This window comes from Kitasatospora sp. NPDC059462 (assembly GCF_042749955.1).
Classification (GTDB): Bacteria; Actinomycetota; Actinomycetes; order Streptomycetales; family Streptomycetaceae; genus Kitasatospora.
The window spans coordinates 24026-49813 of record NZ_JBHYUU010000040.1 but is presented as its reverse complement, the minus strand read 5'-3'; the positions used below and the strand labels follow the sequence as shown (position 1 = coordinate 49813).

Sequence of the window (25788 nt, the reverse complement as noted above, 5' to 3'; positions counted from 1 at the left end):
GTGCCGGGCGGCCCGCCTGTGGAGCAGGGGAACGAGAGGGGACGGGACGCGATGTCCGCCGAGGAAACAGCGTGGGACGCCGCCGTCGGGCGCGGACTGGGCTTCCTGCACGGGGCGTTGGGGCCCGAAGGCCTGCCGTCCGCCAGGCCCGGCGTCGACCCGGAGCTGCGCGCACCGCTCAGCGGCGCCGACGCCCGCCGGCGCCTGCTGGTCACGCACGGGGTGGACCTCGGGTTCGACCCCGACCACGAGGGGTTCTCCGCGATGTGGGGCCTCGCGCTGCTGCGGCCCGGCAGCGAACGGCCCGAGGAACGCGAGCTGGTGGCCGCGCTGGCCGAGCAGGCCGCCCGCCACCGCGAGCCGGGACGGCACCGGTTCCGCATGTTCCCGCCCGGCGTGCCGTTCGCCGCCGACACCGACAGCACCGCGGTCGCGATCTCCGGGCTGGTCCGGCACGGGCTGCTCGCACCGGACCAGCAGGCCGAGTTCGCACGGGAGTTGCTGGACACCCGGATCGGTCCGGACGACGGTCCGATACCGGCCTACTGGGAGGACACCGACCGGACGGCCTCGCGCGGCCGGCGCTACGACGCCGTCACCGCCGCCAACATCCTCTTCGCGCTCCATCTGCCCGGCGCCGCGGGCCGGTTGCCGCACCCGGCGGCCGAGGCGACGCTCCGCCACGTCCAGCAGCACCTGGCCGGACCCCGCACCGGCACCCGGTACTACGCCTCCCCCGAGGCCTTCCTGCACGCCGCCGCCCGGGCCGCCACCCTGGTGCCCGCGCTCGCCGCACCCGCGCGCCGGGCGGTCGAGCACGTCACCACCCAGTTCGCCGACACCCCGCTCGAACTGGCCCTGCTCGTCCTGGCCGGCGAGTACACGGGCGCCACCGCGGACCTGCCCGGGCTGCGCCGGCGGCTCGTCGACGCGCAGCTCCCGGACGGCTCCTGGCCGGCCGGCGGCTACTTCCGCACCGGAAGCGTGCCGCTGTACTTCGGCTCGCCGCACCTCACCACGCTGTTCGCCGTCCGCGCCCTGCGCCCGGAGACCCCGCCGGGGCGCTGACCCCCGCAGGCCCCGGCCGGCGGGCGGGGTCCGGGCCGACGGCGAGGCCCCGGCCGGCGGGCCAGGCGGTCAGGACAGCCGGGCCTCCGACGGGCCGGGCCCCGGTCAGTGGGCGAGGCTGAAGTCGCCGCCGACCGGGGCGGCGATCCGGTCGGCCCGGGCCAGGTCGGTGCGGGTGGCCACCGGGGTGCTGCTGCCGGTCGTGCCGCCGTCGCCGAGCTGGCCGGAGCCGTTGCCGCCGCAGGAGCGGACCGCGCCGTCGGCCAGCAGGACGACGGTGTGCTCGCGCCCGCCCGCCGCGCGCCGCACACCGGTCAGGCCCGGGACCTCCACGGGGGTGGTCCGGAAGGTGGTGGTGCCGTCGCCGAGCTGGCCCGAGGTGTTCTGCCCCCAGGACCTGAGGCGGCGGTCGCCGCCGGTGACGGCCAGGCTGTGGTGGCAGCCGGCCGCGATCCAGGAGACCCCGCCGGACCAGCCGCCCCGGGTGTGGACCGGGGTGTAGCGGTTGATGGTGGTGTTGTCGCCGAGCTGGCCGGCGGCGTTGAAGCCCCAGGCCCTGACGGCGTGCCCGCCGGTCACGGCGAGGCTGTGGTTGGCGCCGGCCGCGATCCGGGTGACCCCGTCCAGGCCGGAGACCTGGACCGGGACGGTGCGGGCGGTCGAAGTGCCGTCGCCGAGCTGGCCGTTGACGTTGTGACCCCAGGCCCACACGGTGCCGTCCGCGCGCAGAGCCAGGCTGTGGTGGAGGCCGGCGGCGATCGCGATCACCTCGTCGAGGCGCCTGACCCGCACCGGGACGCAGCTGTCGGCGTGGGAGCCGTTGCCGAGTTGCCCGTGGGCGTTCCGGCCCCAGGCGACCACGGTGCCGTCCTCGCACAGGGCCAGGCTGTGCTCACCGCCGGCGGCGACCCGGGTGGCGTCGCCGAGATTGACGACCAGGTCGGGCACGCCACGGGCGGAGACCGTGCCGTCGCCCAGCTGGCCCGAGCCGTTGGCGCCCCAGGACTGCACGGTGCCGTCGGCCAGCAGCGCCAGCCCGTGCCCCGTGGCCGCGCCGGTCCCGCCCGCGGCGATCCCGAGCAGGGCGCCGGCCGGCCCGAGCACGCTGGTGGCCCTGGTCTGCTGGGCCGCCCAGGAGCCGTCGCCGAGCTGACCGGCCCGGTTGTTGCCCCAGGCCTTGAGCCGTTTGTCCGCCACGTCTTCTCCCGGCGTGTGCATGGGCGGCCGCAGCGCCGCACTGACGGATGGCGGCGCGACCCCCGCGCCCCACAGGTAGCCAAGCAGACACCCACAGTAATCGGGTGTGCTCACGGCCCGGGTGAGGCGGCGCCGCCGTCGCGCAGCCGGCGCAGCAGCCCGTCCAGGTCGAGGCGGGTCCGCTCGCGGCCGGCCGGGACGAGGCGCTCGGTCTGGGCCAGGAAGCCGCGGACCCGGTCGGCGGGGGCGCGCAGGACGACGCTGCCGCCCTCGCCGATCAGGGTGATGAGGACGGAGCCGGGGTGTTCGGCCTCGCCGGGGCGGACGGTGACGCTGCCGAGGCCCGCCGGGGCGTGCAGACCGGCGGCCAGCAGCTCGCGGGCGAAGACCCAGCTGATCGGGGTGGCGAGGTCGGTGTGGCTGTCGAGGACGACGGCGTACGGGTCGGCGGCGCGGTAGCGCAGCCGGGCGGGGACGGCGAGGGTCAGGCCGGGCCGGACCTCGACCCGGAGGTCCAGCGCGACCGCGCAGCCCTCGTCGGCGGCGCGCTGCGCGGGGACGCGCGGAGGCTCGTCCGTCATGACCGCCCCCCGGCGTGCAGAATCGATTCTTCACAAGCGCCACGGGCGGAAGGGTCAGGGCTCACGGCAGGAACAACGAGCCACCCCGGCTTCGGCAACCCCCGCCGCGGACCGGTCACCCGGGTGACGCCGGAACGGACCAGTCCGGCGGGCGGGCCCCCCGCCCCCGGCCTAGGCTTCCGAGGCGGAACCACCCCTGGCGCCCTCGGAACGGAACCCCCATGCACCCTGTCGTACGCGGCGCCGGAGCGCTGGGCCTGGCCGCGGCGCTGGCCGGCGGCCTCACCGCGTGCCAGAGCGGGCCCATGGCGGCCTCCGCGAAGGTCGAACCGACCACCGCCGCGACCACCCCCGCCGCCACCGGCGCGACCCCGCCCCCGGCCCCGGCCGAGACCTCGACCACCGCCCCGAGCGCGGCCCCGAGCACCGCCCCGAGCACCGCCCTGGCGGCGCTGCCCGCCGCGCTCACCGGCCAGCGGCCCGGCTGGCAGGCCTGCCCCGCGCCGTCCGCCGCCCAGGGCGGCGGCCAGGCCCCGGGCGCGCCCTGGGAGTGCGCCACGCTGAAGGCCCCCCTGGACTACGCCGAGCCGGACGGCCGGAGCGTCGACCTCGCCCTGATCCGGCTGCCGGCCACCGGCGGCCAGCCGAGGATCGGCTCGCTGCTCTTCAACTTCGGCGGCCCCGGCGCCTCCGGCGTCGCCACCCTGCCCGCCCTCGCCGAGGACTACGCCGACCTCAACACCCGCTACGACCTGGTGAGTTTCGACCCGCGCGGAGTCGGCGACAGCGCGGGCGTGCGCTGCCTGGACGACGCCGCCACCGACGCCACGGCCGCCGTCGACGCCTCGCCCGACGACGACGCCGAGGTGCGGGCACTCGCCGAGGCCACCGCCGCGTACGCCAACGCCTGCCGGGACAACTCCGGCGCCGTCCTGGCGCACGTCGACACCGTCTCGGCCGCCCGCGACCTGGACCTGCTGCGCCAGGTGCTCGGCGACGACAGGCTGCACTACTTCGGCTTCTCCTACGGCACCGAACTCGGCGGCGTCTACGCCCACCTGTACCCGCACACCGTCGGCCGCCTGGTGATGGACGCCGTCGTCGACCCGGCCCAGGACCCGGTGCAGAGCTCGCTCGGCCAGGCCAAGGGCTTCCAGCTCGCCCTGGAGAACTTCATGACGGCCTGCGCCGAACAGGCGGGCGAGGCCTGCCCGACCGGCCCGGGCGGCGCGCAGGGCACCCGGCGGATCACCACCCTCCTCCAGGGCCTGGACGCCGCCCCGCTGCCCGCCGAGGGCGGCCGCACGCTCACCCAGGACCTCGCCGTCACCGGGATCGCCGCCGCGCTCTACAGCGAGGCGAGCTGGAACGCCCTGGCCGTCGGCCTCCAGGAGGCGTTGGAGGGCGGCGCCGGCACCACCCTGCTGGCCCTCGCCGACGCCTACGTGGGCCGCGACGCCCAGGGCCGCTACAGCAATCTGTTCGCCGCCAACCGGGCCATCAGCTGCGTCGACGACCGGCAGCGCTACACCGCCGCGCAGGTGCAGGAGCAGCTCCCGGCGTTCCGTCAGGCCTCGCCTGTGTTCGGCGACTTCGCCGCCTGGGGGCTGACCGCCTGCGCGGGCTGGCCGGTGGCCGGCCTCACCGACCACCCCGACGTCAGCGCCCCCGGCGCGCCGCCGATCGTGGTCATCGGCAACACCGGCGACCCGGCCACCCCGTACGAGGGGGCCCGCGCCATGGCGCACGGCCTCGGCGCCGGCGTCGGAGTGACCGTCACCCTGCGCGGCCAGGGCCACGGCGGCTACGACACCGGCAACGTCTGCCTCAAACAGGCCGTCGACCAGTACTTCCTGGACGGCGTGGTGCCCGCCGACGGCACCACCTGCACGTAACAAGCCGTCACCAACCTCCCACCCCGGTCGGGGACTTCACTGCGCCACGCCCTACCGTGGGCCCCGGAAAGGGGACCACATGACCGCCAACCCGCCACGGCTGCAGGGCAACCGCTGCCTCCTCGACCGCGCGCACCCGTTCCCCGAACGGGTCACCCGGCTGGTCCGGGCCTGGGAGGACGACGGCCGGGCCGGCTACCGCCTGGTCGACGGACGGGCGTTGCTCGCCCTCTACTGCTGGCACCTGGACGCCACCCGGCGCGGCACCGCCGACGACGACCCGGCCACCACCGCGTACGTCGCCGCGGCCTTCGCCGCCAACGGGGGCGCCGACGGCTGGGACGAACTGCTGCGCGAACGCGCCGACTGCACCTGCCACGGCCAGAGCTGGCGGCTGGAGAACATCTCGGTCTGCCTGGGCTGTCTGCGCTACGTCTGCTACCGGGTCGACGGCCCCTGCTGCCCCGGCGCCCGCATCGTCGGCTGATCCCCGTCCGGGTCCCCGGTCAGCAGACGGGCCAGCAACGCGGCCGGCCCCTCCGGCAGGGCGCCGTGGACGAGTTCGGTTCGGTGCACCAGCCGGGGCGACCGGACCGCAACGGCCACCACGCCCGGCGCGCCCGCCAGGGCGGCGGCGGGCAGCAGCACCGGCCCGTGCCCGGCGGCGACCAGGGCCAGCAGCCCGCGGACGTCGGTGCCCAGGTAGCGGGCGGCCGGCCGGAAGCCGTCGACGGCGGTCACGGCCCGCAACCGGGCGCCGCCCGGGGCCAGCCCGGGGGCGTCCAGCCAGCGGGCGGCGGACAGGTCGGCGAGCGCGAGCCCGCTGCGCCCGGCCAGCGGGTGGTCCGCCGGCAGGGCGACGGCCAGCGGCTGCTCCGCGACCGCGACGGTGGCGAGCGGGCCCACGTCGGGCAGCGGGAGCGGATCGGACGGAGCGGCCGGGCCGTCGACGAGCGCCAGGTCCACGGCGCCGGTGGCGACCTCGGCGGGCAGGTCGTCCAGGGCGACCACCCGCACCGTCAGGTCCACCGTGGGATGCACCCGGCGCACCTCGGCGAGCGCGCGCCCCACCTGCGCCCCGAGCGCCAACGGCGTGGCCCCGACGGTGAGGCGGGCGCTCGCGGCACCCGCCAGGCGCGCGATGTCGGCCCGTGCCGCGTCGATCCTCAGCAGCAGCGCGGAGGCGTGCTCCAGCAGCCGCGCCCCCGCCCCGGTCGGACCGACCGGACGGCGGTGCAGCACCGCCGTGCCGAGGTCCGTCTCCAGCGCGGCGATCTGCTGGGAGACGGCGGACTGGGTGTAGCCGAGCACGCGGGCCGCCTCGGAGAACGAGCCCAGCCGGGCCACGGTGACGAAGGTGCGCAACTGCTGCGGCTCCACGCGCCATCACGTCCACTGATCGGGGAGTAAGAAATCATCGTTGGCGCTGATCCCGCGCCGGCGGTCAGGATAGCCGCATGACGCACCCGACCCCCCGCCTCGCCCTGGTCGGCGACCGCTCGACCGCCGTCCGCTCGCACACCCGCGTCCCGGCCCTGCTCGACGCGCTCGCCGAGCGCGACCAGCTCGTCCTGGACGCCTACTGGATCCCCACCGAGGAGGCCGCCGCCCCCGGCGCGCTCGACGGCTTCGACGCCGTCTGGCTGCTCCCCGGCAGCCCGTACCGCAGCGAGGACGGCGCGGTCGCCGCCGTGCGCACCGCCCGCGAGCGGCGCATCCCCTTCCTCGGCACCTGCGCCGGCTTCCAGCACGCGGTGCTGGAGTACGCCCGCAACGTCTGCGGCATCGGCGGCGCCGCGCACGGCGAGAACGACCCCGGCGAGGCGGACCTCGTGATCGTGCCGCTCAGCTGCTCCCTGGTGGGCCACGAGGGCGCCGTGCACGTGACGCCCGGCTCGCTGGCCGAACGCGTCCTCGGCGCACCGCGCACGGTGGAGCGCTACCACTGCGGGTACGGGCTGAACGACGCCTACCGGGAGCGGCTGAGCGCGGAGGGCCTGCGCTTCAGCGGCACCGACGAGACCGGGGCGCTGCGGATCCTGGAGCTGCCCGCCGAGACGCACCCGTTCTTCCTGGCCTCGCTGTTCCAGCCGGAGCTGGCCGGCGACGGCACCCGGGCCCATCCGATGATCCGCGCCTTCGCCGCCGCCGCGGTGCGCGCGGCGGACGCCGTCAGCGCCCGGCGGTGAGCCGCTCCCACACCTCGGCCACCCTGGGCGCGAGCTCCTCCAGCGGGCCGCTGTTGTCGATCACCAGGTCGGCGATCGCCAGCCGGTCGGCCCGGCTCGCCTGGGCGGCCATCCGGGCCCGGGCCTCCTGCTCGGTCATGCCGCGCAGCCGGACCAGCCGCTCGACCCGCACCTCGTCCGCCGCGTCGACCACGATCACCCGGTCGTAGAGCGGACCGAGCCCGTTCTCGGCGAGCAGCGGGACGTCGTGCACCACCACCGCGTCCGGCGCGGCCGCCGCCTCCAGCTCGGCGGACCGCGCCCGGACCAGCGGGTGGACGATCGCGTTCAGGGCCCGCAGCCGCTCCGGGTCGGCGAAGACGATCGCGCCGAGCGCCGGCCGGTCCAGCGAGCCGTCCGCCGCGAGCACGCCCTCGCCGAACTCGGCGGCCACCGCGTCCAGGCCCGCGGTACCGGGGGCGACCACCTCGCGGGCGATCACGTCGGAGTCCACGATCACCGCGCCGTGGGCGGCGAGCAGCCGCGACACCTCGCTCTTGCCCGCGCCGATGCCGCCCGTCAGTCCGATCTTCAGCATGGCGCCAGGCTACCGGCGGACCCCACCGCGCGGTCACCCCAGGTCGAGGCTCTCCCCCTCGCCCAGGGTGCGCAGCTCCGCCCCGGTGCCCGGCCCGCCGGGGCCGACCAGACGGGTGTGCACCGCCAGGCCGGCCGTGCTGAGCACCGCGTCGTGCACCGGAACCGCCTGCCGCGGCCCGGTCTCGCGCACGTAGTCGACCAGTTCGGCGACCTTGGTCCAGGGCGCGGCGATCGGCAGCAGCAGGGTGTCCACCGGCTGCGGCGGCACGGTCAGCGCGTCCCCGGGGTGGAACAGCCGCCCGTCGAAGAGGAACCCGACGTTGCGCACCCGGGGGATCTCCGGGTGGATCACCGCATGCCACTCGCCGTGCACCGTGACGCCGATCCCGCCGAGGTCGAAGGCGTCGTCCTCCCCGACCGCGGTCACCCGCCGGGCCACCCCCTCCAGCTTCCGGGCGACATCCGGGTTGGTCCACACCCGCAGCGCCGGGTCCGCCTCCAGCGCGGCCCGCAGCGGGGCCTCCTCGAAGTGGTCGGCGTGCTCGTGGGTGATCAGCACGGCGTCCGCTCCCGCCAGGACGGCGGGGTCGGTGAACATCCCGGGGTCGACGACGACCGTCGTCCCCCCGTGCTCCAGGCGTACGCAGGCGTGTCCGAACTTGGTGATCCGCATGCCTCGCACGGTACTCCCGAACCGCTACGGCGCGGTGGCGGCCAGCTCCTTCTCCGCGACGGGCCGCGGCGAGGGCAGCACCGCCGGTGCGATCGTCGGCAGCTCCACGTGCTCGCTCAGCCCGAACCGGTCGTGCAGCCGGCGCAGCGGGGCCGGCGCCCACCAGTTGAACTCGCCGAACAGGCTCATCGCGGCGGGCACCAGCAGGCAGCGCACCAGCGTGGCGTCGACCGCCACGGCGACGGCCAGGGCGATGCCCATCTGCTTGACCATCAGCATGTCGCCGAGTGCGAAGCCGGCGAAGACGATCACCATCAGCAGCGCCGCCGAGGTGATGATCCTCCCGCTGCGCTGGACGCCCAGCTCCACCGACCGGGTGCAGCTGTGACCCTTGTCCCGCAGTTCCTTGATCCGGGCGAGCAGGAAGACCTCGTAGTCCATCGACAGGCCGAAGGCGAAGGCGAACACCAGCACCGGGATGAACGTCTCCAGACCGCCGGTCGGGCTGAAGCCGAGCAGTCCGCTGAACCAGCCGTCCTGGAAGACCAGGGTGAGCGCGCCGAGCGAGGCGCCCAGCGAGAGCAGGTTCATCAACAGCGCCTTGACCGGCATCACCACCGAGCCGGTCATCAGGAACAGCAGGATCAGGGTGCCGAGGGCGACCAGGCCGAGCGCGATCGGCCCGCGGGTGTGCAGTTCGTCCTGGAAGTCGACCACCGAGGCCGCGCCGCCGGTCACCTCGGTGGTGAGCCCGCCGCGGTCGGCGCGCAACTCCTTCACCACCTGCTTGGCCTGCCCGCCCTGCGGGTCGCCGTGCACCAGGACGTCGATGGTGGAGACGGTGTCGCTCACGGGGGTGACGGCGCGCACGCCGCTGACGCCCGGCAGCTGGGCCACCACGTCGTCCGCGTAGGCCTGGGCCACGGCGGCGCCGCTCTCCACCACCACCGTGATCGGGGCGGCGGAGGCCTGCGGGAAGCGTTGGTCGATCGTCTCGGCGACCTGCCGGCCGGCCGAGGAGGCGGGCAGCACGGAGGCGCCGGAGTTGCGCATGTCGGCGTGCAGGAACGGCGCGCCGGCGGCCATCAGCAGCGCCGTGCAGACCAGCGCCACGGGCACCGCCCGCTTGCCGACCCGGCGCACCGTCCGGCTGAAGAAGCCCTCGTCGGGGACGGGCGCCGTGGGTGCCTTGATCCGGCTCCCGGCGAAGCCCAGCAGCGCGGGGATGAGGGTGAGCGCGGCGGCGACCGCGATCACCACGACGCTCACCCCGGCCGCCGAGACGGCGGCGAGCACCGGGCTGGTGAAGACGAACAGGCCGGAGAGCGCGACGGCCACGGTCAGTCCGGAGAAGGCGACGGTGCGCCCGGCGGTGGCGGCGGTCCGCTCGACGGCGGCGGCGATCGTCGCGCCGTGGCCGCGTTCCTCGCGGAAGCGGTTGACCATGAGCAGCGCGTAGTCGATCGACAGGCCGAGGCCGAGCACGGTGGCGATGGGCAGCACGCTGGTGTCGATGTCCATGATCCGGCTGAATCCGAACATGGCCAGCAGCGCGCCGCCGACCGAGGCCACGGCGCCGATCACCGGCAGGCTGGCGGCGGCCAGGCCGCCGAAGACCAGCACCATGACGATCAGGGTGAGCGGCAGGGTGACGATCTCGCCGAAGCGGGTGTCCTTCTCGGTCTGCTTCTTGACCTCGTCCTGGAGCACCAGGTCCCCGCCGACGGTCACCTTTCCGCCCTCGGCCCGGACGTCGCTCTGAATGGCGGAAAGCCGCTGGGTGACGGCGGTGGTCTGGGCGGAGGTGCTGGTGTCGGACATCCGCACCGAGACCAGGCTCGCGGTGCCGTCGGCCGAGCGGAGCGCGGCGGCGCCCGGGCCGGGGCCGTAGGCGTCGGCGGCCGAGGAGACCCCGGGCAGGGCGGCGATCTCGGCGGTGGCCCGGGTGACGGCGTCCCGGACGGCCGCGTCGTCCACCGGCCGGCCGTCCACCACCGCGGTCACGGTGCCCCTGGCCGGGTCGGCGGCGGTGACGACGGCGCTGCCGCGGTCCGCCTCGGAGGAGGCGGAGGAGGCGCCGGCCACCGAGTCCTCGAAGACCCGCCCGCCGATCAGCACGCCTATCACCAGCACGACGGCCCAGAAGCCGAGCACCCAGCGTCGCTGCCGGTAGCAGAACCGGCCGAGGGCGGCGAGGCGCCCGCCGACCTGCTGGTCGGCGGAGCGAGGGGCGGAGGCAGCGGAGGACACGGCGGAGCGAGGGCTCATGTGCGGGGGGTGCCTAGCGTGCGGGGCCGGGTGAGCGGCCCATCGGGCAACTCCTCCCAAGGTAGGCGCGATTCACCGAATCACCCATAGGTATGCAATGAGCCCCTCATCACAAAAATTCGCCTGATAAAGAACAAATAATGAAGGTCGAAAAACAATGAACCCCGCTCGGAAACCGAGCGGGGTTCATCGGTGACGCTATGCGCTAGTCACGCACCAGCGGGGCAGAGCCTCAGCTCTGGCCGCCGGCCAGCTTCTCGCGCAGGGCGGCCAGAGCCTCGTCCGAGGCCAGGGCGCCGGAGCCCTCGTCGCTGCTGGACGAGTAGGAGCCACCGGCAGCGGCGGCGACGGCGTCGCCACCCTCGGCAGCGGCCTCCGCGTCGGCCTCGCGGCTCTTGATGACCTGGGCCTGGTGCTGCTCGAAGCGGGCCTGGGCCTCGGCGTACTGCCGCTCCCACTCCTCACGCTGCTTCTCGAAGCCCGGCAGCCAGTCGTTGGCCTCGGGGTCGAAGCCCTCCGGGTAGATGTAGTTGCCCTGGTCGTCGTAGGACGCGGCCATGCCGTACAGGGTCGGGTCGAACTCGACCTCGGCCGGGTTGGCACCCAGCGCCTCGTTGGCCTGCTTCAGCGAGAGGCTGATGCGACGACGCTCAAGGTCGATGTCGATGACCTTGACGAAGATCTCGTCGCCGACCTGGACGACCTGCTCCGGGATCTCGACGTGGCGCTCGGCCAGCTCGGAGATGTGGACCAGACCCTCGATGCCCTCGTCCACGCGGACGAACGCACCGAACGGAACCAGCTTGGTGACCTTACCCGGGACGACCTGGCCGATCTGGTGGGTACGGGCGAACTGCTGCCACGGGTCCTCCTGGGTCGCCTTCAGCGACAGGGAGACACGCTCGCGGTCCATGTCGACGTCGAGAACCTCGACGGTGACCTCCTGGCCGACCTCGACGACCTCGGACGGGTGGTCGATGTGCTTCCAGGACAGCTCGGAAACGTGGACCAGACCGTCGACGCCACCCAGGTCCACGAAGGCACCGAAGTTGACGATCGAGGAGACGACGCCGGAGCGCACCTGGCCCTTCTGCAGGGTGGTGAGGAAGGTCTGGCGGACCTCGCTCTGGGTCTGCTCCAGCCAGGCACGGCGGGACAGGACCACGTTGTTGCGGTTCTTGTCCAGCTCGATGATCTTGGCCTCGAGCTCCTTGCCCACGTAGGGCTGGAGGTCGCGGACGCGGCGCATCTCGACGAGCGAGGCCGGGAGGAAGCCACGGAGGCCGATGTCGAGGATGAGACCACCCTTGACGACCTCGATGACGGTACCGGTGACGATGCCGTCCTCTTCCTTGATCTTCTCGATCGTGCCCCAGGCACGCTCGTACTGAGCGCGCTTCTTGGACAGGATGAGACGACCCTCCTTGTCCTCCTTCTGGAGAACCAGGGCCTCGATGTTGTCGCCGACGGCGACGACCTCGTGCGGGTCGACGTCGTGCTTGATCGACAGCTCGCGGGACGGGATGACGCCCTCGGTCTTGTAACCGATGTCGAGGAGGACCTCGTCACGGTCGACCTTCACGATGACGCCCTCGACGATGTCGCCATCGTTGAAGTACTTGATGGTCTCGTCGATCGCGGCCAGGAACGCCTCGGCGTCGCCGATGTCGTTGAGCGCGACCTGCGGGGTGGTGCTGAGGGAGGAGTCGGTGGGGCTCGTCATTAGGAAAAGGGCTCCGGTACGGACATGAAAGTCGTAGGTAATGCCACGCGGAGGGCCCGTATCGCTCCCACCGAAAGCCGGACAGCCAAGAACACGGAGCACCGGGATTCCCGTGGCAACGGGAGATCGGCGTCCGTCTTGCGACCGTGGGGTCTTCGACAGATGCGAGCGCGACCTGCTCCGTCCGAGGCGCGCAGGCCCGCAGCGCAACTTGTAGCATACGGGGACGGCCAGGCACGGTCAACGCCAAGAACGGCAAGACGGTGGAGCCCGGTATGGAACAGGCCATATCCTCCGATTGCGCACCTCGATGGGTGGCGGCCGCAGGGAGGACCCTTTCCCCGGATGCCACCGCCGGGACACCGGACCTCTCGGACCGGTTCACGGCAGCGGCGCTTCCGCAGACGACACCCTACGCGATGGGCCTTCTCACCGTGACCGGCACCCCCCTCCCCGACCCCATTGATCTTGACGAGGACGGCGACGACGCGGTAAGGCGCTCCGCCGGAACCGGCGAGAGCAGCCGCGCCAGCCGCCACTGGTGGGACCGCAACGCCGACGAGTACCAGGACGAACACGGCGCGTTCCTCGGCGACGACCGGTTCACCTGGTGCCCCGAGGGCCTCGACGAGGCCGACGCCCGGCTGCTCGGCGACGTCACCGGCCGCACCGTCCTGGAGATCGGCGCCGGCGCCGCCCAGTGCTCGCGCTGGCTGGCCGGCCGCGGCGCCCGCCCGGTCGCCCTCGACATCTCGCACCGCCAGCTCCAGCACTCGCTGCGGATCGACCTCGCCCGCGGCGCCGCACCCGTCCCGGTCGTCCAGGCCGACGCCGCCGTGCTGCCCTTCGCCGACGCCTCCTTCGACCTCGCCTGCTCCGCCTACGGCGCCGTCCCGTTCAGCGCCGACACCGCCGCCCTGATGCGCGAGGTCCACCGGGTGCTGCGGCCCGGCGGGCGCTGGGTCTTCTCGGTCACCCACCCGATCCGCTGGGCCTTCCCCGACGAGCCGGGCGTCGAGGGCCTCACCGCCGTCGCGTCCTACTTCGACCGCACCCCCTACGTCGAGGAGGACGAGCAGGGCCGCGCCACCTACGTCGAGCACCACCGCACCCTCGGCGACCGGGTCCGCGAACTCGTCGCGGCCGGCTTCCGGCTGCTCGACCTCGTCGAGCCCGAGTGGCCGGACGGGCACGAGCAGGAGTGGGGCGGCTGGTCGCCGCTGCGCGGGCGGTTCATCCCCGGCACCGCGATCTTCGTCACCGAGCGGGGCTGACCCCTTGCTGAACCCGGCCTGGCGCGACCTGCCCGTCCGCACCGCCCTCCCCGCGCTGCACGAGGCGCTCGACGGGCCCGGCACCGCCGTCCTCGCCGCGCCGCCCGGCACCGGCAAGACCACCCTGGTGCCGCTCGCCCTGGCCGGGCTGCTGGATTCCGGCCCCGTGCGGCGCGTGCTGGTGGCCGAACCGCGCCGGCTCGCGGTCCGGGCCGCCGCCCGGCGGATGGCCTGGCTGCTCGGCTCGTCCGTGGGCCGCGAGGTCGGGTACACCGTGCGCGGCGAGCGGCGCGTCGGGCCGGACACCGTCGTCGAGGTGGTCACCACCGGCGTGCTGCTCCAGCGGCTCCAGCGCGACCAGGAGCTGCCCGGGGTCGACGTCGTCGTGCTCGACGAGTGCCACGAACGGCACCTGGACGCCGACACCGCGCTCGCCTTCCTGCTCGACGTGCGCGCCGCCCTGCGGCCCGAGCTGCGGATCGTCTGCGCCTCCGCCACCTCCGACACCGCCGCCTGGGCGGAACTCCTGGGCGGCGCGCCGGTCGTCGAGGCGCACGGCGTCTCGCACCCGGTCGAGGTGGTGTGGGCGCCGCCGCCGCGCGCCGTCCGGCCCGCGCACGGCACCCGGGTGGACTTCGCGCTGCTCGACCACGTCACGGCGGTGGTGCGGCGGGCTCTGGGCGAGCGCGACGGGGACGTGCTCTGCTTCCTGCCCGGCGTCGGCGAGATCGCCCGGGTCGCCGGACAGCTCGCCGGCGTGCCCGCCGAGGTGCTCCAACTGCACGGCCGCGCCCCGCAGGCCGTGCAGGACGCCGCGCTCACGCCGTCCGACCGGCGCCGCGTCGTCCTGGCCACCGCCGTCGCCGAGTCCTCGCTCACCGTGCCCGGCGTGCGGGTCGTGGTGGACGCCGGGCTCGCCCGCGAACCGCGCACCGACCACGCGCGCGGACTCGCCGCCCTGGTCACCGTCCGCGCCTCGCTGGCCGCCGCCCGCCAGCGGGCCGGCCGCGCCGGGCGCGAGGCCCCGGGCACCGTCTACCGCTGCTGGGCGGAGGCCGAGGACGCCCTCGCCGCCCGCTTCCCCACCCCGGAGATCGCGCTCGCCGACCTGACGTCCTTCGCCCTCCAGGCCGCTTGCTGGGGCGACCCGGACGCCACCGGACTCGCGCTGCCCGACCGGCCCCCGGCGGGGGCGATGGCTGCGGCCCGGGAGACCCTGCTCGCCCTCGGGGCGGTCTCCCCGGACGGGCGGGCCACCCCGCGCGGCACCCGCCTCGCCCGCACCGGCCTGCACCCCCGCCTCGCCCGCGCCCTCGTCGACGGCGCGCCCCTGGTCGGCGCCGACCGGACCGCCGAGGTGGTCGCCCTGCTGTCCGAGGAACCGCCGCGTGCTCTGGGGGACGACCTCGCCGCCGTCCTGCGCACCGTCCGCACCGCGCGGGACCCGTACGCGGGCCGCTGGCGCGACGAAGTCCGCCGCCTCTTGCGAGCCACGGGATCCGAACCCGTCACTCAGCTCCCGGACACCACCGCCGTCGGCCTCGTCGTCGCCCTCGCCTTCCCCGAACGCATCGCACGCGCCCGGGTCGAGCGGCCCGCCCCGGGCGAGCGCAGCCCCTACCTGATGGCCTCGGGGACAGCGGCCGAACTCGCCCCCGGCACGGCGTTGGGTTCCCTCCCCTGGCTCGCCGTCGCGGTCGCCGACCGCCCGGCCGGCTCCCCCTCCGCCCGGGTCCTGCACGCCGCCGCCCTCGATGAGGACACCGCCCGCCAAGCCGGAGCACCCCTGCTGTCCGACCGCGCCGAAGTCCACTGGGACACCCGGCGCAGCGAAGTCGTCTCCCGCCGGGTGGAGTCCCTCGGCGCCATCGAACTCGCCGAGAAGCCACTCACCAACCCCGACCGCGCCCTCGTCCGCGCCGCTCTCCTGGAAGGCCTCAGCCGCGAGGGCATCAGCACCCTCCTGACGTTCCCCTCCAACCTCCGCGAGCGTTTGGCCTTCCTCCACGGCGCTATCGGAGCCCCCTGGCCCGACGTCAGCGACGAGGCGCTCCTCGACCGCGCCGACGAGTGGCTGGAACCCGAACTCTCCCGCGCCCGCCGCCGATCCGACCTGGCCCGCATTGATACGACAGCCGCCCTCCAACGCCTCCTCCCCTGGTCCACCGGCGAGGCGGGCCGCTTGGACGAACTCGCCCCCGAACGCATCGCTGTCCCCAGTGGATCGAAGATCCGAGTCGACTACACCACCGACCGCCCGGTGCTGGCCGTGAAGTTGCAAGAACTCTTCGGCTGGAAGGCCGCCCCGGCCCTGGCCGCCGGAAGAATCCCCCTCACCATCCACCTCCTCTCCCCCGCCGGCCGCCCCGCCGCCATCACAGGAGATCTGGCGTCCTTCTGGCACAACGGCTACCCCGCCGTCCGCGCAGATCTGAGAGGCCGCTACCCCCGCCACCCCTGGCCCGAAGACCCGACGACGGCAGAGCCCACCAAGCGCACCAACGCCCGGAAGTAGCCCTCAAGAGAAGGCCCCGCCGCCCAAAGCATGAGCGGCGGGGCCTCGGACGACTCGTGGATTGCGTCAAACCTCGCCGAACTCGCCGACGCGAACGCCCGCAAGGAACGACTGCCACGCGCAGGCGGAAAAGGCCAGTGCCGGGCCCTCCGGGTCCTTGGAATCACGGACTGGCACCCGGCCCGACGACCCGATCGCCACCTCGACGCATTGCCCCTGCTGGGCACTGTACGAGCTCTTGCGCCAAGCGGTGCCGCGCAGGTCATCCATGATCAAAACCCTTCCGCACTTCTCGAATGAACTCGATGCTCGCCGCCCGCGACAACGCCTCCACCTGAAGGTGATCGTACTCACTGGCCCACCCGGCCAGCGTCTCCGGATCGCGTTCGAGGAAGCCCCGCTTCTGTGTCTCCCCGTAGCCAACCATGGACCTGTTCTGCATGGTCAGCAACGTAATTGGGTGCGCAAACGGCCTGACCTCGCCCAGCGTGAACGGGCTGACCTGCACAAGAACGCGAGGCCGAGCCGCAAGGGACTCAAGGTGCCGCAGTTGCTCGACCATGACTTCGCGGCTTCCGATGGATCGCCGCAGCGCCCCTTCGTCTATGACCGCGTGAATGAGTGGTGCGGGATCACCAACGAGGAGCTGTTGCCTGTGGAGTAGCAACTCCGTTCGCTCATCAGCCTGCTGCTGCGTTGCGACACCCCGACCGACCAGCGCCCCCTGATACGCCCGGATGTACGCGGGGGTCTGCACGAGGCTCGGAACGATGTTGATCTCGAACAGCCGCATCGCCACAGCCTTCGACTCATCGCACAGGTACTCCTCGAAGCCCTCGAACAGGATGCGCCGACCCGACCTGCTCCACTCCGTCAGGAACTGCCGCTCCAAACCAAATGCTCTGTCAAGTTGTGTTGAAATTCGTCGAGTTGCTTTTCTACGACCATTTTCAAGGGCGGAGATGTGTGACGACGTACACCCGACCAGCCCCGCAAGGTGCTCCTGGGTCCACCCTCGCTGCTCTCGCGAGCTGCGGACAAGCGCCCCAAACTCGGCCGCCGGGGAGCCCTGAGGATCAAGTTCCCTCTTGTTCAAGGCGATTCACCATACCAATCAAACAGCATCGACAAGTTGAATACCTCCAGATCCTAGAGCACAGTGGATGCGCCGGGTAGTCACATCGCTACACACCGAAGCGACGCCTGACGCCCCTCCATCCCACCCCCACCGAGGTGCTCCGCCATGCCCGCTTCCCGCCACCCCCGCACGTTCGCCGCCCGCCTCGACTCGCGAACCGAATCCAACCAGCTCGCCAGGCACTTGCTCCGCGCCTACCTCGCCGCCCTCCCGACCGGCGACCACTACTCCGACATCGCCGAACTCCTCCTCAGCGAGCTGTTCGCCAACGCCGTCCAGCACTGCGACGCCCCCAGCGACCGCCTCATCGAGATCCGCTTCACCCTCATCAATTCCCGCCTGCGCCTCGAAGTCCACGACGCCGGCAGCGGCCGCCCGTCCCTGCGCTCCCCCTCCCCCGACGACGAGCACGGACGCGGCCTCTTCCTCGTCAACGAGCTCGCCGAGCGCTGGGGCTGCTGCCCGCGAGCCGGTGGCATCGGCAAGTTCATCTGGGTCCTCATCGCGCCTTCCCTCACCACCACCGCCGGCGAACTCCTGTCCACCACCCCCAGCCCCCGAGACCACCACGGACGAAAGGTCCAGGCATGAACAAGGTACTGATCACCGGAGGTGCGGGCTTCATCGGCTCGCACTTCGCCAGGCGGCTGCTGCGGTGTGACGATGTGGCCCAGGTGACCGTGCTCGACGCCCTCACCTACGCCGGGAGCGTGGAGAACCTGGGCGAGGCGATGTTGTCGCCCAAACTCGCGTTCGTCCCCGGCAACGTCCTCGACACCCTGCTGGTCGAACGGCTCGCCCAGGAGCACACCGCAATCGTCCACTTCGCCGCCGAGTCGCACGTGGACCGGTCCTTCTTCGACACGGGGAACTTCCTCTCCACCAACGTCCTGGGCACATACACGCTCCTGGAGGCTGCCAGGAAGACCCACATCCGCCGCTTCGTCCACGTATCCACCGACGAGGTCTACGGGCCGCTGACGACTGGTCAAGCCGTTGAATCGGACCCGGTGCGGCCGAGCGTGCCATACGCCGCGTCGAAGGCCGCCAGCGACCTCGTGGCGCTGTCCTACTTCCAGACCTTCGACGTACCGGTGTGCGTGACCCGCTCCTCCAACAACTACGGGCCGCGCCAGCACCCCGAAAAGATCATCCCGCTTTTCATCACCCGCCTCCTCAAGGGTCAGGAACTCACCCTCCACGGAAGCGGCCAGCACGTGCGCAACTGGCTCCACGTCGAGGACAACTGCCACGGCATCGAACTCGTGCTCCGCGACGGCACCCCCGGCGAGGTCTACAACATCGGCGGCGGCACCGACCTGTCCAGCAAGGAGTTGACCGGCATCCTTCTGCAGATTTTCGGCGCGGACTGGGACCAGGTGCGTTACATCCCTGACCGGGCCGCCAACGACCTGCGCTACGCCATGGACTGGTCCAAGACCGCTGCCCTCGGCTACCAGCCCGGCAAGGACCTGGTGAACGGCCTCGTGGAGACCGCCGACTGGTACCGGAACAACCCCGACCGGTGGGCGCCGCTCTTGCGCACCCCCACCGAGGCCCCCCAAGCCCTTCCACCATCCCGTGTGAACTCCCCGCTCGCGACAACGGAACGGACAATGCCTTGAACAGCAGCGCCCCCGAGTACCGGCGCAACGCGACCCCCTTCCTCCACGGCCAGGAGGCCGAGGCGGTGGCCCGCGTGCTTGCGGCCGGCCAGTACGGACACACCGAGGTCACCGAGGCATTCGAGCGGAAGGTCGCCGCGTTCCTCGGCGTTCCGGACGCGGTTGCCGTCACCTCCGGCACCGCCGCGATGCACACCGCGCTCCTGGCGGCGGGCATCGGCGCCGGGCACGAGGTGGTCGTCCCCTCGCTGACGTTCTGCGCGACCATCCAGGCGATCCTGGCCTGCGGTGCCGCACCCCGCTTCATCGAGGTCGCCCCCCACACCCTGTGCGTCGAGCCGGACGCGGTGGCGGAGGCGATCACCCCCGCCACCCGGGCCGTGATGCCCGTTCTGTTCGGCGGCCGGGCCATTGACCTCTCCGGCATTCGAAGCGCGCTCGACCGGCAGGGCATCGCCGTCATCGAGGACGCAGCCCACGCCTTCGGCTCCTACAGCGGTCCTGCCCGGGTCGGCGGCACCGGAGATCTGACGTGCTTCTCCTTCGGTCCGGTCAAGAACCTGACGTGCGGCCAGGGCGGGCGTCGGAAGACCACTTCCCGGTCGGCGACCCGCACCACGCACAGGTGCGGCACCGTGTGGTCCACGTCCACGTCCACCAGGGTGATGCCCTTGGCGCCGTGCAGGGCCGTACGGTAGGCCCGCCACAGCCGCTGACGCTTGACCTCGGTGGTCTTGAACCCGGGGAGCTGGGCCAGCCCGATCGCCGCGTTGATCGAGGACAGTTGGTAGCGCAGGCCGAATCCCTCCACACGATAGGACGTGGCGGCCTGCCGTTCGGCCTGCGAGGCGACGACGCCGAGCAGCCGCAGCCGATGCTCGCCGCAGGAATCGCAGTCGGCGTCCACTACCCGCCCAACCACCTCCAGCTCGCCTTCGCTCAGTGGCGGCGAAGCCTTCCGGTCACCGAACAGCTCGGGAGGGAGATCCTGTCGCTGCCGTTCCACCAGCACATGACCGAGGACGACGTCCACCACGTCGCCACCGCCCTCAAGCGCGCCACCCGGAACGAACGGTGAGGCGCGCGGCCGTCCTCGGGAATGGGGCCCTCGCCGCGCATGCGTGCGAGACGATCGCCGCTCTGACCGGCACCACACTGGACACGGTGATCCCGAACGCGGTCGAGCCGGACTGGGACATGCGGCTGTCCGACTACGTCACCGAGCGCTGGCCGGCCACCCGCGTCCTACGCTCGGGCGACTGGCGGGACCTGGAGCCGGGCCGCTGCGACCTGGTGTTCAGCGTTCTCTACGACAAACTCATCGGCCCTGAGCTGATCGACGCCACCGAGCACATCATCAACTGCCATCCTGGCCGTCTGCCCGGCTACCGGGGCGTGCGGCCGGTCAACTGGGCGCTGCGCAATCGCGAGTACCTGCACGGCATCACGATCCACGTCATCGACTCCGGGATCGACTCCGGGCCGATCCTCGCCGAAGCGGTCTTCTCCATCTGGCCGGACGTGGACGAGGTCAAGGACGTGTGGCGGCGAGCCATGGAACACGGGCGGCTGCTCATCTCGGACACGCTGCCCAAGCTGGAGCACATCGTGCCCCGACCGCAGGAGACATCTGCGGCGGTCACCCACTTCAGCCGCGACAACGCCGGCCTCGGCGAACGCAGCAACTGGACGCGGGCGGAATCCGCAGACGGGAGCAGCGTCCACGGTGCCTGAGCACACCGAAGCCCGGGGCAAGCCCCGTCCCGGGCTCCGGTGGCCGGCCGTCAGTGTGCGACGGCGGCCGCCAGAACCAGGTCCACCAGCCGGTCAGCGGCATCCGGCCGGCCGTAGGAGCGTGCGCGCTCCGCCATGCCCGCACGGTGGTGGGCGTCGGTCAGCAGTGGGTCGACCGCCACACGGAGGCGCTCCGCCGTCACATCGCCGAGGAGCGCGACCGCGGCCCCGGCATCGTGCAGGTGCCCGGCGTTGTGGGCCTGCTCGTTGCCGGCCGAGCTGGCGAGGGGAACGAGAACCGAGGCCTTGCCCAGCGCCGTCAGCTCCGCGATCGTGCCTGCCCCGCTGCGGGAGACCACCACATCGGCCAGTGCGAGGACATCTGGCAGTTCGGGACCGACGAACCCGGTGAGCAGATACCGGGACCCCAGATGCGGGGGAAGAGCCGCAGCGCGGGCCCGCAGGGCTTCGGCGTTCGCCGGGCCGCACTGGTGGACCACGTTGGCACTGGCCAGCAACCGGGGCAGAACGTCGGCCACCAGTCCGTTGATCTGCTCCGAGCCCTGCGCGCCGCCGGTGACGTACACCGTCGGCAGGTCACGGCGGAAGCCGTGCAGCCCAAGAGCCTGGATCGCCTTGTCCGCATCACCGGTCAGCACCTCGGGCCGCACCGGATTGCCGGTGACGACCGCAAGCGAGCGGACCGCCTCGGGCAGCAGCGGCAGCGTGGACTCGGAGGACACCGCGATGCGTGCCGCCCGTCCTGCGAGCGTTCGGTTGGCCAGGCCCAGGCGCACCGTCTGCTCGTGGACGACCAGCGGGCGACGACACAGCGAAGCGGCGATGCCCACCGGAACCGCGACGTATCCGCCCGTGGCCAGCACCACGTCCGGGCGGAACCGGGAGAGCACTGCGCGGGCCTGGGCGACACCGAGCGGCACACGCGCCATGTCCCGCACGTTCGCAGGGGAGACCATCTTGATCGGGTTCCGGTGGCGCCGGATCTTCCCCGTGGCGACCGCGGTGAACTCGATCCCCTCACCCGCCGCGACACGGGACTCCAAGCTGTCCGCCGTGCCGACCCACAGCACGTCCAGCGCCCGGCCGACAGCGGCGAGCCTCGCCCGCGCGGTGCGCACCGCGGTGAGCGCCGGGTAAGTGTGACCGCCCGTTCCGCCGCCCGTCACGATCAGCCGGAAGGCTCGCTCCGGGTGGCGGCCGACGGCATCGCTGGTCACAGAGGAACTCCCCATCCGTTCATGCCTGGAAAGCGGCGTCCGAACACTGCGGACGATAGCAGGACACCGTCCTCGCCATCGGCGCGCGAACTGTGCAATGCCGCAGTCAGCTTCACCTCATCGAGGGCACGTCCGCGACACCTCCCGCGGCAGCCCGAACACGGTCGATCGCACCAACGCCAGGAGCCGGACGACGACCGGTGGCTAACGCACGACGGGGATCGCCCCGGAGCGCCAGTCGGCCAGCCGCCTGCGGATGTTCGACACCATCGGCAGCCCGTCCGTTTCGGCCGGGCTGAACCACGCCACCTCGTGGGACTCGTCGGACACCCGCAACTCCCCGCCGAGTGGGCGGCCGAGGAGGCAGATCGAGAACTCCTGGCGGACCTCGCCGTCGTCGTAGGCGAACACGTGCCGGGGGTCGGTGTAGGTGCCGACGATCCCGGTGATCTCGATGTCGATGCCGGTCTCCTCGCGCGTCTCGCGCACCCCGCACCCGGCGAGCGACTCGCCGATGTCCATCCTGCCGCCGGGCAGCGCCCACATGCCGTTGTCGGTACGTCGCTGGAGAAGAACCCGGCCCGCGTCGTCGACCACGACCACGGACGCGGCCGGGACGAGGGAGTTGGCCGCGGGGGCGTCGAGGTCGTCCTCGTAGTCACGCCTGGGCATGATCCGCCACCTCTGCTAGCGGGATGGTCCACACGTCGCGGCCCTTCTCCCACAAGTCCTCGACGTGGCCTCCGAAGCGATCGAAGACGCCGTCGTCCTGAGCCCGCCTGACATGCATCATCGGAGCGTCGTGGCCGACTCTACCCGGCGAACGCGAGTTCCCGGGTCGCCCCCTTGTCAGCTGACGCCACAGCGAGGCCGGTGCCTCCGATCGGTAGGCCGCCCCACCCTCGACTCCGCCGCCCCGACGACGACGAGCACGGACGCGGCCTCTTCCTCGTCGACGAGCTCGCCGAGCGCTGGGGCTGCTGCCCCCGCGCGGGAAGTATGGGCAAGTTCGTCCGGGCCCTCATCGCCCCCTCCCCTGCCCTCCCTCTCGCCGCCCGAAAGCCCCCCTCCGAGGCGAACGGGGTCCGGGGGCGGATCCACCAGGAAATCCCTGTTCCCGCCCCCCGGCGGAGCCGCTCAGAGTCTGTCTCGAAGTCGGGCGTGGGCTTGTGGCAAGATCACGGGATGCTGCGACTCACCGATTTCATTATCGACTGCCCGGACACCATGAAGCTGGCGGGTTTCTACTCCGAGGTGACGGGCCGTCCGATCAAGGAAGGAAGCTCCGAGGACTGGGCCGGCATCCAGTTCGGCGAGATCGAGCTGGCATTCATCCGGGTGGACGACTACCGCGCTCCGCAGTGGCCCGACATCGAGCACCCCAAGCAGTTCCACCTCGACTTCGAAGTGGACGAGATCGCGTCCGAGCAGCGCCGCGTCCTCGACCTCGGCGCGACGCTGAGGCAGGACTTCATCGGCCCCGACGGCTACGGCTGGCAGATCTACACCGACCCGATCGGCCACCCCTTCTGCCTGTGCCGCAACAAGGGCGTCATCTGGACCGACCAGGGGCCGATCTGGCCCGAGCGCGACTGACGCGGCTTCGGTGAAGTCGGCTGCCGATCCTTCGATACTTGTCCGCTGACGGTTCAGGGCCCGGTCGACTGCGGTGGTTCGATCCCGAGCGCCGGCCCGACAGCCCGGGCGGCGTCCTCCCACCGTTCCGCCCCTGCGGAGCGGTTCGGCGCTCGTGGTGGAAGCCCAGGAACGGTTGCGCTCGGGGGCGGGGCCGGGCACCGTCTGCGGCGAGCCGGTCGCCTCCACCACGCACCCCGTCCCGTCCCGGTCCCCTCCGGAGCAGCCTCGCACCCCGAACGGCGACGCCCCGAGGCACCCTGCGATGCCCGCCCCACGCTGCCACCCGTGCACGGAAAGTCGGCCGGGGCACGGCGATGCGGGCGGGCCGACGGGCTCCGCCGCTACGCCGTCCCGGACGGCGAGGCCCACCAGGTCGAGGGGGCGGCGACCGTGTAGCCCAGGGACTCGTACAGGGGGCGGCCCAGCTTCGAGGCGGTGAGGGTGGCGGGGAGGTCCGCGATGTGGGCGAGGGCGCCGAGCATGACGGCGCGGCCGACGCCGCGGGAGCGGAAGGCGGACGAGGTGGCGATCCAGTAGTGGCTGGCGAGGCCGTCGGCCACCACGCTCACGCCGGCGCCCGCGGGCACGCCGTCGACCGAGGCGATGAACACGTCCACGCCCGGCTGTTCGGTCAGCGTCGGCGGGAAGAGCTCACCCGCGCGGTGGGGCTCGAAGCTGTCGAGCTCGAAGCCCTCGATCACGATCCGCTCGGCCGCCCGGAGGTCCTCGGGCCGCCGCGCCCGGGTCACGTCCAGTGCCGGGGCCTCGACGGGGCCGGGCAGGCGCAGCATGATCGGCATCTGCCAGGTGCGCAGGCCCAGGTGGCCCAGGTCCGTCGAGCCGAACGGATCCTCGACGACCACCGGTCCGGCGGCCCGGCGGACCAGTTCGCCCACCTCGGCGACCTCGCCCGGGTCGAGGTCGGGCTCCTGGATCAGGATCCGCCCGCCGGCCCGCTCGTCGCCGTGGACGGCGAGGAACCCGCGGCGCCGGATCACGTCGTGGCCCCGGGACACGCCGGTGGCGGTCCAGAAGGCGGCGGAGTTGCGGGCCTGGAGCGTCGGCGCCCCGGCCAGGGAGGCGGTCCGGCCGGTCGACATGTGATCCGTTGTCATTGGGCCCACGGTAGTACGAACGTGCCTACTTGACACGGGTTGATCAACCGCGGGCCGACCGGGCCGGGCCGGCGCGGCGCGTTGCCACACCGGCCCGGCCGGGGGTCAGAGCTGGCCGACCCAGTACGGCTCGACGGTCATCCAGCCGTTGCCGCGGGCGCCGTTGAGGCGGCCGGTGCTGGTGCGGGCGAGGGTGTACCAGGACTCCACGTAGTCCGGGTCGTCGGTCCACCAGTTGGAGGGCAGCGCCGCCAGGACGGCGTTGACCAGCGGGATGTAGGCACCCTGGTCGGCGATGGTGAGCAGGACGGCGGCGATCGCCTGGGCGAGGGCCAGGTAGTTGGTGTCGCCGTCGTCCTCCATCAGCACGACGTCGGCCAGGTTGTACTTGTAGTTCGACCAGTTCACCAGGATCTGGTTGGGGTAGTACACGGTGCCGTCGTACTGGAGGTACGGCATGGCGACCGAGTCGACCCGGACCTTGCCGTCCTGGCCGAAGCCGCTCACCAGGCTGAACATCTCGGCGGCGCCCTTGAACCAGGGCTCCTCGTCGTCGTTCACCTCGACGGAGGTGATCTTGGTACCCCACCAGCCGGCGGCCTGCGCGGCGGCGGGGGCGGGGGTGGCCGGGGCTGCCCCCTGAGCGGCCAACTCCCGCTGGAGCAGGTCGACTCCGGCCGCGCTCGCCTTGGCGGTGTCGATGTCGACCAGGTAGACCGGACGGGTGGGCAGGGTGGCGGCGTTCAGGGCGTGCGCCCGGCCGGCCGTGTCGTAGGCGCGGACGGTGCGGGCGTGCTCGTCGGTGCCGGCGGTGGCCACCAGCGGCGCGGCGCCGGCGTCCAGGGCGGCCCGCATCGACGGGTCGGCCAACTGCACGCGCAGCAGCGGGCCCAGGTCGCCGCCGAGGCCCTTGGCGGCGGCGATGGCGCGGTCCCCCTGGGCGGTGGCGGCGGCGAGGCCCGGGAAGCCGGCCGCCAGCGCGGCGAGTTCGGCGGAGGCGGAGGCCGGGGCGGAGGCGGTCGCGCTGCGCAGCCGCTCGCGCAGGGCGGGGTCGGCGAGGGAGGTGGCCAGGGTGCGGGCGATCCCGTCCTCGATCGCGGTCACTGGGGAGGCGTCCGCGCGAACGGCGGGAACGGGGGCGGAGGCAGGGGCGGGGGCGGCGGCCACGGCCTGGCCCGCGCCGAGCGCGAGCAAGGGCAGGGCCGTCAGCGCGACAACGGCGCGCCGCAGGCGGGACTGGGACATGAGGGGATCTCCAGACTCGTCGGATGGGGCGGCGGAGCAGCGGGGCAGGTGGTGCCGCGCCCATGATCGAAGACGTCGGCGCCATGACAAGTG

Annotated in this window: 25 protein-coding genes and 2 pseudogenes; 12 read left to right on the top strand and 15 right to left on the bottom strand. The window is 73.0% G+C overall.

Annotated elements, in window-relative coordinates; all coding sequences use genetic code 11:
* On the top strand, positions 1-1068 hold a 1068-nt coding region (locus tag ACFXAM_RS13590), incomplete at its 5' end, for a hypothetical protein (protein WP_380290627.1).
* Between the two features lie 105 nt (positions 1069-1173).
* On the opposite strand, the gene ACFXAM_RS13585 is transcribed toward ACFXAM_RS13590, so the two are convergent.
* Together ACFXAM_RS13585 and ACFXAM_RS13580 are read right to left on the bottom strand one after the other, a co-directional pair.
* Complete coding sequence (locus ACFXAM_RS13585) at positions 1174-2265, bottom strand: RCC1 domain-containing protein (RefSeq protein ID WP_380290625.1); 1092 nt, start codon at positions 2263-2265, stop codon at positions 1174-1176.
* Positions 2266-2375: 110 nt separating this feature from the next.
* Entirely contained in the window at positions 2376-2846 is a 471-nt protein-coding gene (locus ACFXAM_RS13580) for an SsgA family sporulation/cell division regulator (protein ID WP_380290623.1), read from the bottom strand.
* Between the two features lie 221 nt (positions 2847-3067).
* Between ACFXAM_RS13580 and ACFXAM_RS13575 the strand changes: the two genes are divergently transcribed.
* Together ACFXAM_RS13575 and ACFXAM_RS13570 are read left to right on the top strand one after the other, a co-directional pair.
* A complete protein-coding gene (locus ACFXAM_RS13575) occupies positions 3068-4741 on the top strand; it encodes an alpha/beta hydrolase (protein ID WP_380290621.1) in 1674 nt (557 codons plus the stop codon).
* A gap of 79 nt (positions 4742-4820) precedes the next feature.
* A complete protein-coding gene (locus tag ACFXAM_RS13570; protein ID WP_380290619.1) occupies positions 4821-5228 on the top strand; it encodes a hypothetical protein in 408 nt (135 codons plus the stop codon).
* On the opposite strand, the gene ACFXAM_RS13565 is transcribed toward ACFXAM_RS13570, so the two are convergent.
* Positions 5180-6121, bottom strand: a complete 942-nt coding sequence (locus ACFXAM_RS13565) for a LysR family transcriptional regulator (protein ID WP_380290617.1) — start codon at positions 6119-6121, stop codon at positions 5180-5182. The genes ACFXAM_RS13570 and ACFXAM_RS13565 overlap by 49 nt on opposite strands.
* Positions 6122-6198: 77 nt before the next feature.
* Between ACFXAM_RS13565 and ACFXAM_RS13560 the strand changes: the two genes are divergently transcribed.
* Positions 6199-6930, top strand: a complete 732-nt coding sequence (locus ACFXAM_RS13560; RefSeq protein WP_380290615.1) for a hypothetical protein — start codon at positions 6199-6201, stop codon at positions 6928-6930.
* Here the strand turns inward: ACFXAM_RS13560 and coaE are convergent.
* The 4 genes from coaE to rpsA form a co-directional block, all read right to left on the bottom strand.
* Positions 6914-7507 (bottom strand): dephospho-CoA kinase, encoded by a 594-nt coding sequence (gene coaE / locus ACFXAM_RS13555; RefSeq protein WP_380290613.1) that lies wholly within the window; start codon positions 7505-7507, stop codon positions 6914-6916. The genes ACFXAM_RS13560 and coaE overlap by 17 nt on opposite strands.
* Before the next feature lie 33 nt (positions 7508-7540).
* Positions 7541-8182 carry an MBL fold metallo-hydrolase gene (locus ACFXAM_RS13550; RefSeq protein WP_380290611.1) on the bottom strand — a complete coding sequence of 214 codons (642 nt, stop codon included), beginning with the start codon at positions 8180-8182 and terminating at the stop codon, positions 7541-7543.
* Between the two features lie 24 nt (positions 8183-8206).
* The gene (locus tag ACFXAM_RS13545) at positions 8207-10450 is read right to left on the bottom strand and encodes an MMPL family transporter (RefSeq protein WP_380290609.1); all 2244 of its coding nucleotides are present in this window, start codon (positions 10448-10450) and stop codon (positions 8207-8209) included.
* Positions 10451-10682: 232 nt separating this feature from the next.
* On the bottom strand, positions 10683-12173 hold the full coding sequence (gene rpsA / locus ACFXAM_RS13540) for a 30S ribosomal protein S1 (protein WP_350543883.1): 1491 nt from the start codon (positions 12171-12173) through the stop codon (positions 10683-10685).
* Positions 12174-12592: 419 nt separating this feature from the next.
* Between rpsA and ACFXAM_RS13535 the strand changes: the two genes are divergently transcribed.
* Entirely contained in the window at positions 12593-13447 is an 855-nt protein-coding gene (locus ACFXAM_RS13535; RefSeq protein WP_380290606.1) for a class I SAM-dependent methyltransferase, read from the top strand.
* 4 nt (positions 13448-13451) lie between these two features.
* Positions 13452-15962 (top strand): ATP-dependent helicase HrpB, encoded by a 2511-nt coding sequence (hrpB, locus tag ACFXAM_RS13530; RefSeq protein ID WP_380290604.1) that lies wholly within the window; start codon positions 13452-13454, stop codon positions 15960-15962.
* 66 nt (positions 15963-16028) lie between these two features.
* On the opposite strand, the gene ACFXAM_RS13525 is transcribed toward hrpB, so the two are convergent.
* From ACFXAM_RS13525 to ACFXAM_RS13515, 3 genes and pseudogenes are all read right to left on the bottom strand, one after another.
* A complete protein-coding gene (locus ACFXAM_RS13525) occupies positions 16029-16232 on the bottom strand; it encodes a DUF397 domain-containing protein (protein WP_380290602.1) in 204 nt (67 codons plus the stop codon).
* Complete coding sequence (locus tag ACFXAM_RS13520; RefSeq protein WP_380290637.1) at positions 16225-16854, bottom strand: DUF5753 domain-containing protein; 630 nt, start codon at positions 16852-16854, stop codon at positions 16225-16227. Before ACFXAM_RS13520 ends, ACFXAM_RS13525 begins: the two co-directional genes overlap by 8 nt.
* A pseudogene (locus tag ACFXAM_RS13515) lies at positions 16855-17058 on the bottom strand (multiprotein-bridging factor 1 family protein); the annotation flags it as partial.
* 147 nt (positions 17059-17205) lie between these two features.
* Between ACFXAM_RS13515 and ACFXAM_RS13510 the strand changes: the two are divergent.
* From ACFXAM_RS13510 to ACFXAM_RS13500, 3 genes and pseudogenes are all read left to right on the top strand, one after another.
* Positions 17206-17691, top strand: a complete 486-nt coding sequence (locus ACFXAM_RS13510; protein WP_380290600.1) for an ATP-binding protein — start codon at positions 17206-17208, stop codon at positions 17689-17691.
* On the top strand, positions 17688-18725 hold the full coding sequence (rfbB, locus tag ACFXAM_RS13505; protein ID WP_380290598.1) for a dTDP-glucose 4,6-dehydratase: 1038 nt from the start codon (positions 17688-17690) through the stop codon (positions 18723-18725). Before ACFXAM_RS13510 ends, rfbB begins: the two co-directional genes overlap by 4 nt.
* Positions 18626-19249 (top strand): annotated as a pseudogene (locus tag ACFXAM_RS13500) (DegT/DnrJ/EryC1/StrS family aminotransferase); the annotation flags it as partial. The gene rfbB and the pseudogene ACFXAM_RS13500, both read left to right, overlap by 100 nt.
* Here ACFXAM_RS13500 and ACFXAM_RS13495 read toward each other — a convergent pair.
* Positions 19216-19536, bottom strand: a complete 321-nt coding sequence (locus ACFXAM_RS13495) for a DegT/DnrJ/EryC1/StrS family aminotransferase (protein ID WP_380290596.1) — start codon at positions 19534-19536, stop codon at positions 19216-19218. The pseudogene ACFXAM_RS13500 and the gene ACFXAM_RS13495 overlap by 34 nt on opposite strands.
* Between ACFXAM_RS13495 and ACFXAM_RS13490 the strand changes: the two genes are divergently transcribed.
* Complete coding sequence (locus ACFXAM_RS13490; protein ID WP_380290594.1) at positions 19510-19803, top strand: DegT/DnrJ/EryC1/StrS family aminotransferase; 294 nt, start codon at positions 19510-19512, stop codon at positions 19801-19803. The genes ACFXAM_RS13495 and ACFXAM_RS13490 overlap by 27 nt on opposite strands.
* 86 nt (positions 19804-19889) lie before the next feature.
* Positions 19890-20459 carry a formyltransferase family protein gene (locus ACFXAM_RS13485; protein ID WP_380290592.1) on the top strand — a complete coding sequence of 190 codons (570 nt, stop codon included), beginning with the start codon at positions 19890-19892 and terminating at the stop codon, positions 20457-20459.
* 50 nt (positions 20460-20509) lie between these two features.
* Here ACFXAM_RS13485 and ACFXAM_RS13480 read toward each other — a convergent pair whose 3' ends face one another.
* Both ACFXAM_RS13480 and ACFXAM_RS13475 read right to left on the bottom strand, forming a co-directional pair.
* Positions 20510-21697, bottom strand: coding sequence for a glycosyltransferase (locus tag ACFXAM_RS13480; protein ID WP_380290590.1), 1188 nt, complete (start codon positions 21695-21697; stop codon positions 20510-20512).
* A gap of 204 nt (positions 21698-21901) precedes the next feature.
* Positions 21902-22369: an NUDIX domain-containing protein gene (locus tag ACFXAM_RS13475; RefSeq protein WP_380290588.1), complete on the bottom strand. Its 468-nt coding sequence runs from the start codon at positions 22367-22369 to the stop codon at positions 21902-21904.
* Positions 22370-22882: 513 nt separating this feature from the next.
* On the opposite strand from ACFXAM_RS13475, the gene ACFXAM_RS13470 reads away from it, so the two are divergent.
* The gene (locus ACFXAM_RS13470; RefSeq protein WP_380290586.1) at positions 22883-23293 is read left to right on the top strand and encodes a VOC family protein; all 411 of its coding nucleotides are present in this window, start codon (positions 22883-22885) and stop codon (positions 23291-23293) included.
* Positions 23294-23676: 383 nt separating this feature from the next.
* Here the strand turns inward: ACFXAM_RS13470 and ACFXAM_RS13465 are convergent, their stop codons facing one another.
* Positions 23677-24450: a GNAT family N-acetyltransferase gene (locus ACFXAM_RS13465; RefSeq protein WP_380290584.1), complete on the bottom strand. Its 774-nt coding sequence runs from the start codon at positions 24448-24450 to the stop codon at positions 23677-23679.
* 105 nt (positions 24451-24555) lie between these two features.
* Entirely contained in the window at positions 24556-25695 is a 1140-nt protein-coding gene (locus ACFXAM_RS13460; protein ID WP_380290582.1) for a DUF3103 family protein, read from the bottom strand.
* Positions 25696-25788: the final 93 nt, after the last annotated feature.

Coding starts and splice junctions, on each gene's coding strand:
- rfbB (WP_380290598.1), top strand. CDS start 17,688: ATGAACAAGGTACTGATCACCGGAGGTGCGGGCTTCATCGGCTCGCAC.
- ACFXAM_RS13510 (WP_380290600.1), top strand. CDS start 17,206: ATGCCCGCTTCCCGCCACCCCCGCACGTTCGCCGCCCGCCTCGACTCG.
- ACFXAM_RS13570 (WP_380290619.1), top strand. CDS start 4,821: ATGACCGCCAACCCGCCACGGCTGCAGGGCAACCGCTGCCTCCTCGAC.
- ACFXAM_RS13545 (WP_380290609.1), bottom strand. CDS start 10,450: ATGAGCCCTCGCTCCGCCGTGTCCTCCGCTGCCTCCGCCCCTCGCTCC.
- ACFXAM_RS13460 (WP_380290582.1), bottom strand. CDS start 25,695: ATGTCCCAGTCCCGCCTGCGGCGCGCCGTTGTCGCGCTGACGGCCCTG.
- ACFXAM_RS13470 (WP_380290586.1), top strand. CDS start 22,883: ATGCTGCGACTCACCGATTTCATTATCGACTGCCCGGACACCATGAAG.
- ACFXAM_RS13560 (WP_380290615.1), top strand. CDS start 6,199: ATGACGCACCCGACCCCCCGCCTCGCCCTGGTCGGCGACCGCTCGACC.
- ACFXAM_RS13475 (WP_380290588.1), bottom strand. CDS start 22,369: ATGCCCAGGCGTGACTACGAGGACGACCTCGACGCCCCCGCGGCCAAC.
- ACFXAM_RS13465 (WP_380290584.1), bottom strand. CDS start 24,450: ATGACAACGGATCACATGTCGACCGGCCGGACCGCCTCCCTGGCCGGG.
- ACFXAM_RS13580 (WP_380290623.1), bottom strand. CDS start 2,846: ATGACGGACGAGCCTCCGCGCGTCCCCGCGCAGCGCGCCGCCGACGAG.
- ACFXAM_RS13525 (WP_380290602.1), bottom strand. CDS start 16,232: ATGGATGACCTGCGCGGCACCGCTTGGCGCAAGAGCTCGTACAGTGCC.
- ACFXAM_RS13550 (WP_380290611.1), bottom strand. CDS start 8,182: ATGCGGATCACCAAGTTCGGACACGCCTGCGTACGCCTGGAGCACGGG.
- rpsA (WP_350543883.1), bottom strand. CDS start 12,173: ATGACGAGCCCCACCGACTCCTCCCTCAGCACCACCCCGCAGGTCGCG.
- ACFXAM_RS13575 (WP_380290621.1), top strand. CDS start 3,068: ATGCACCCTGTCGTACGCGGCGCCGGAGCGCTGGGCCTGGCCGCGGCG.
- ACFXAM_RS13535 (WP_380290606.1), top strand. CDS start 12,593: ATGGGCCTTCTCACCGTGACCGGCACCCCCCTCCCCGACCCCATTGAT.
- coaE (WP_380290613.1), bottom strand. CDS start 7,507: ATGCTGAAGATCGGACTGACGGGCGGCATCGGCGCGGGCAAGAGCGAG.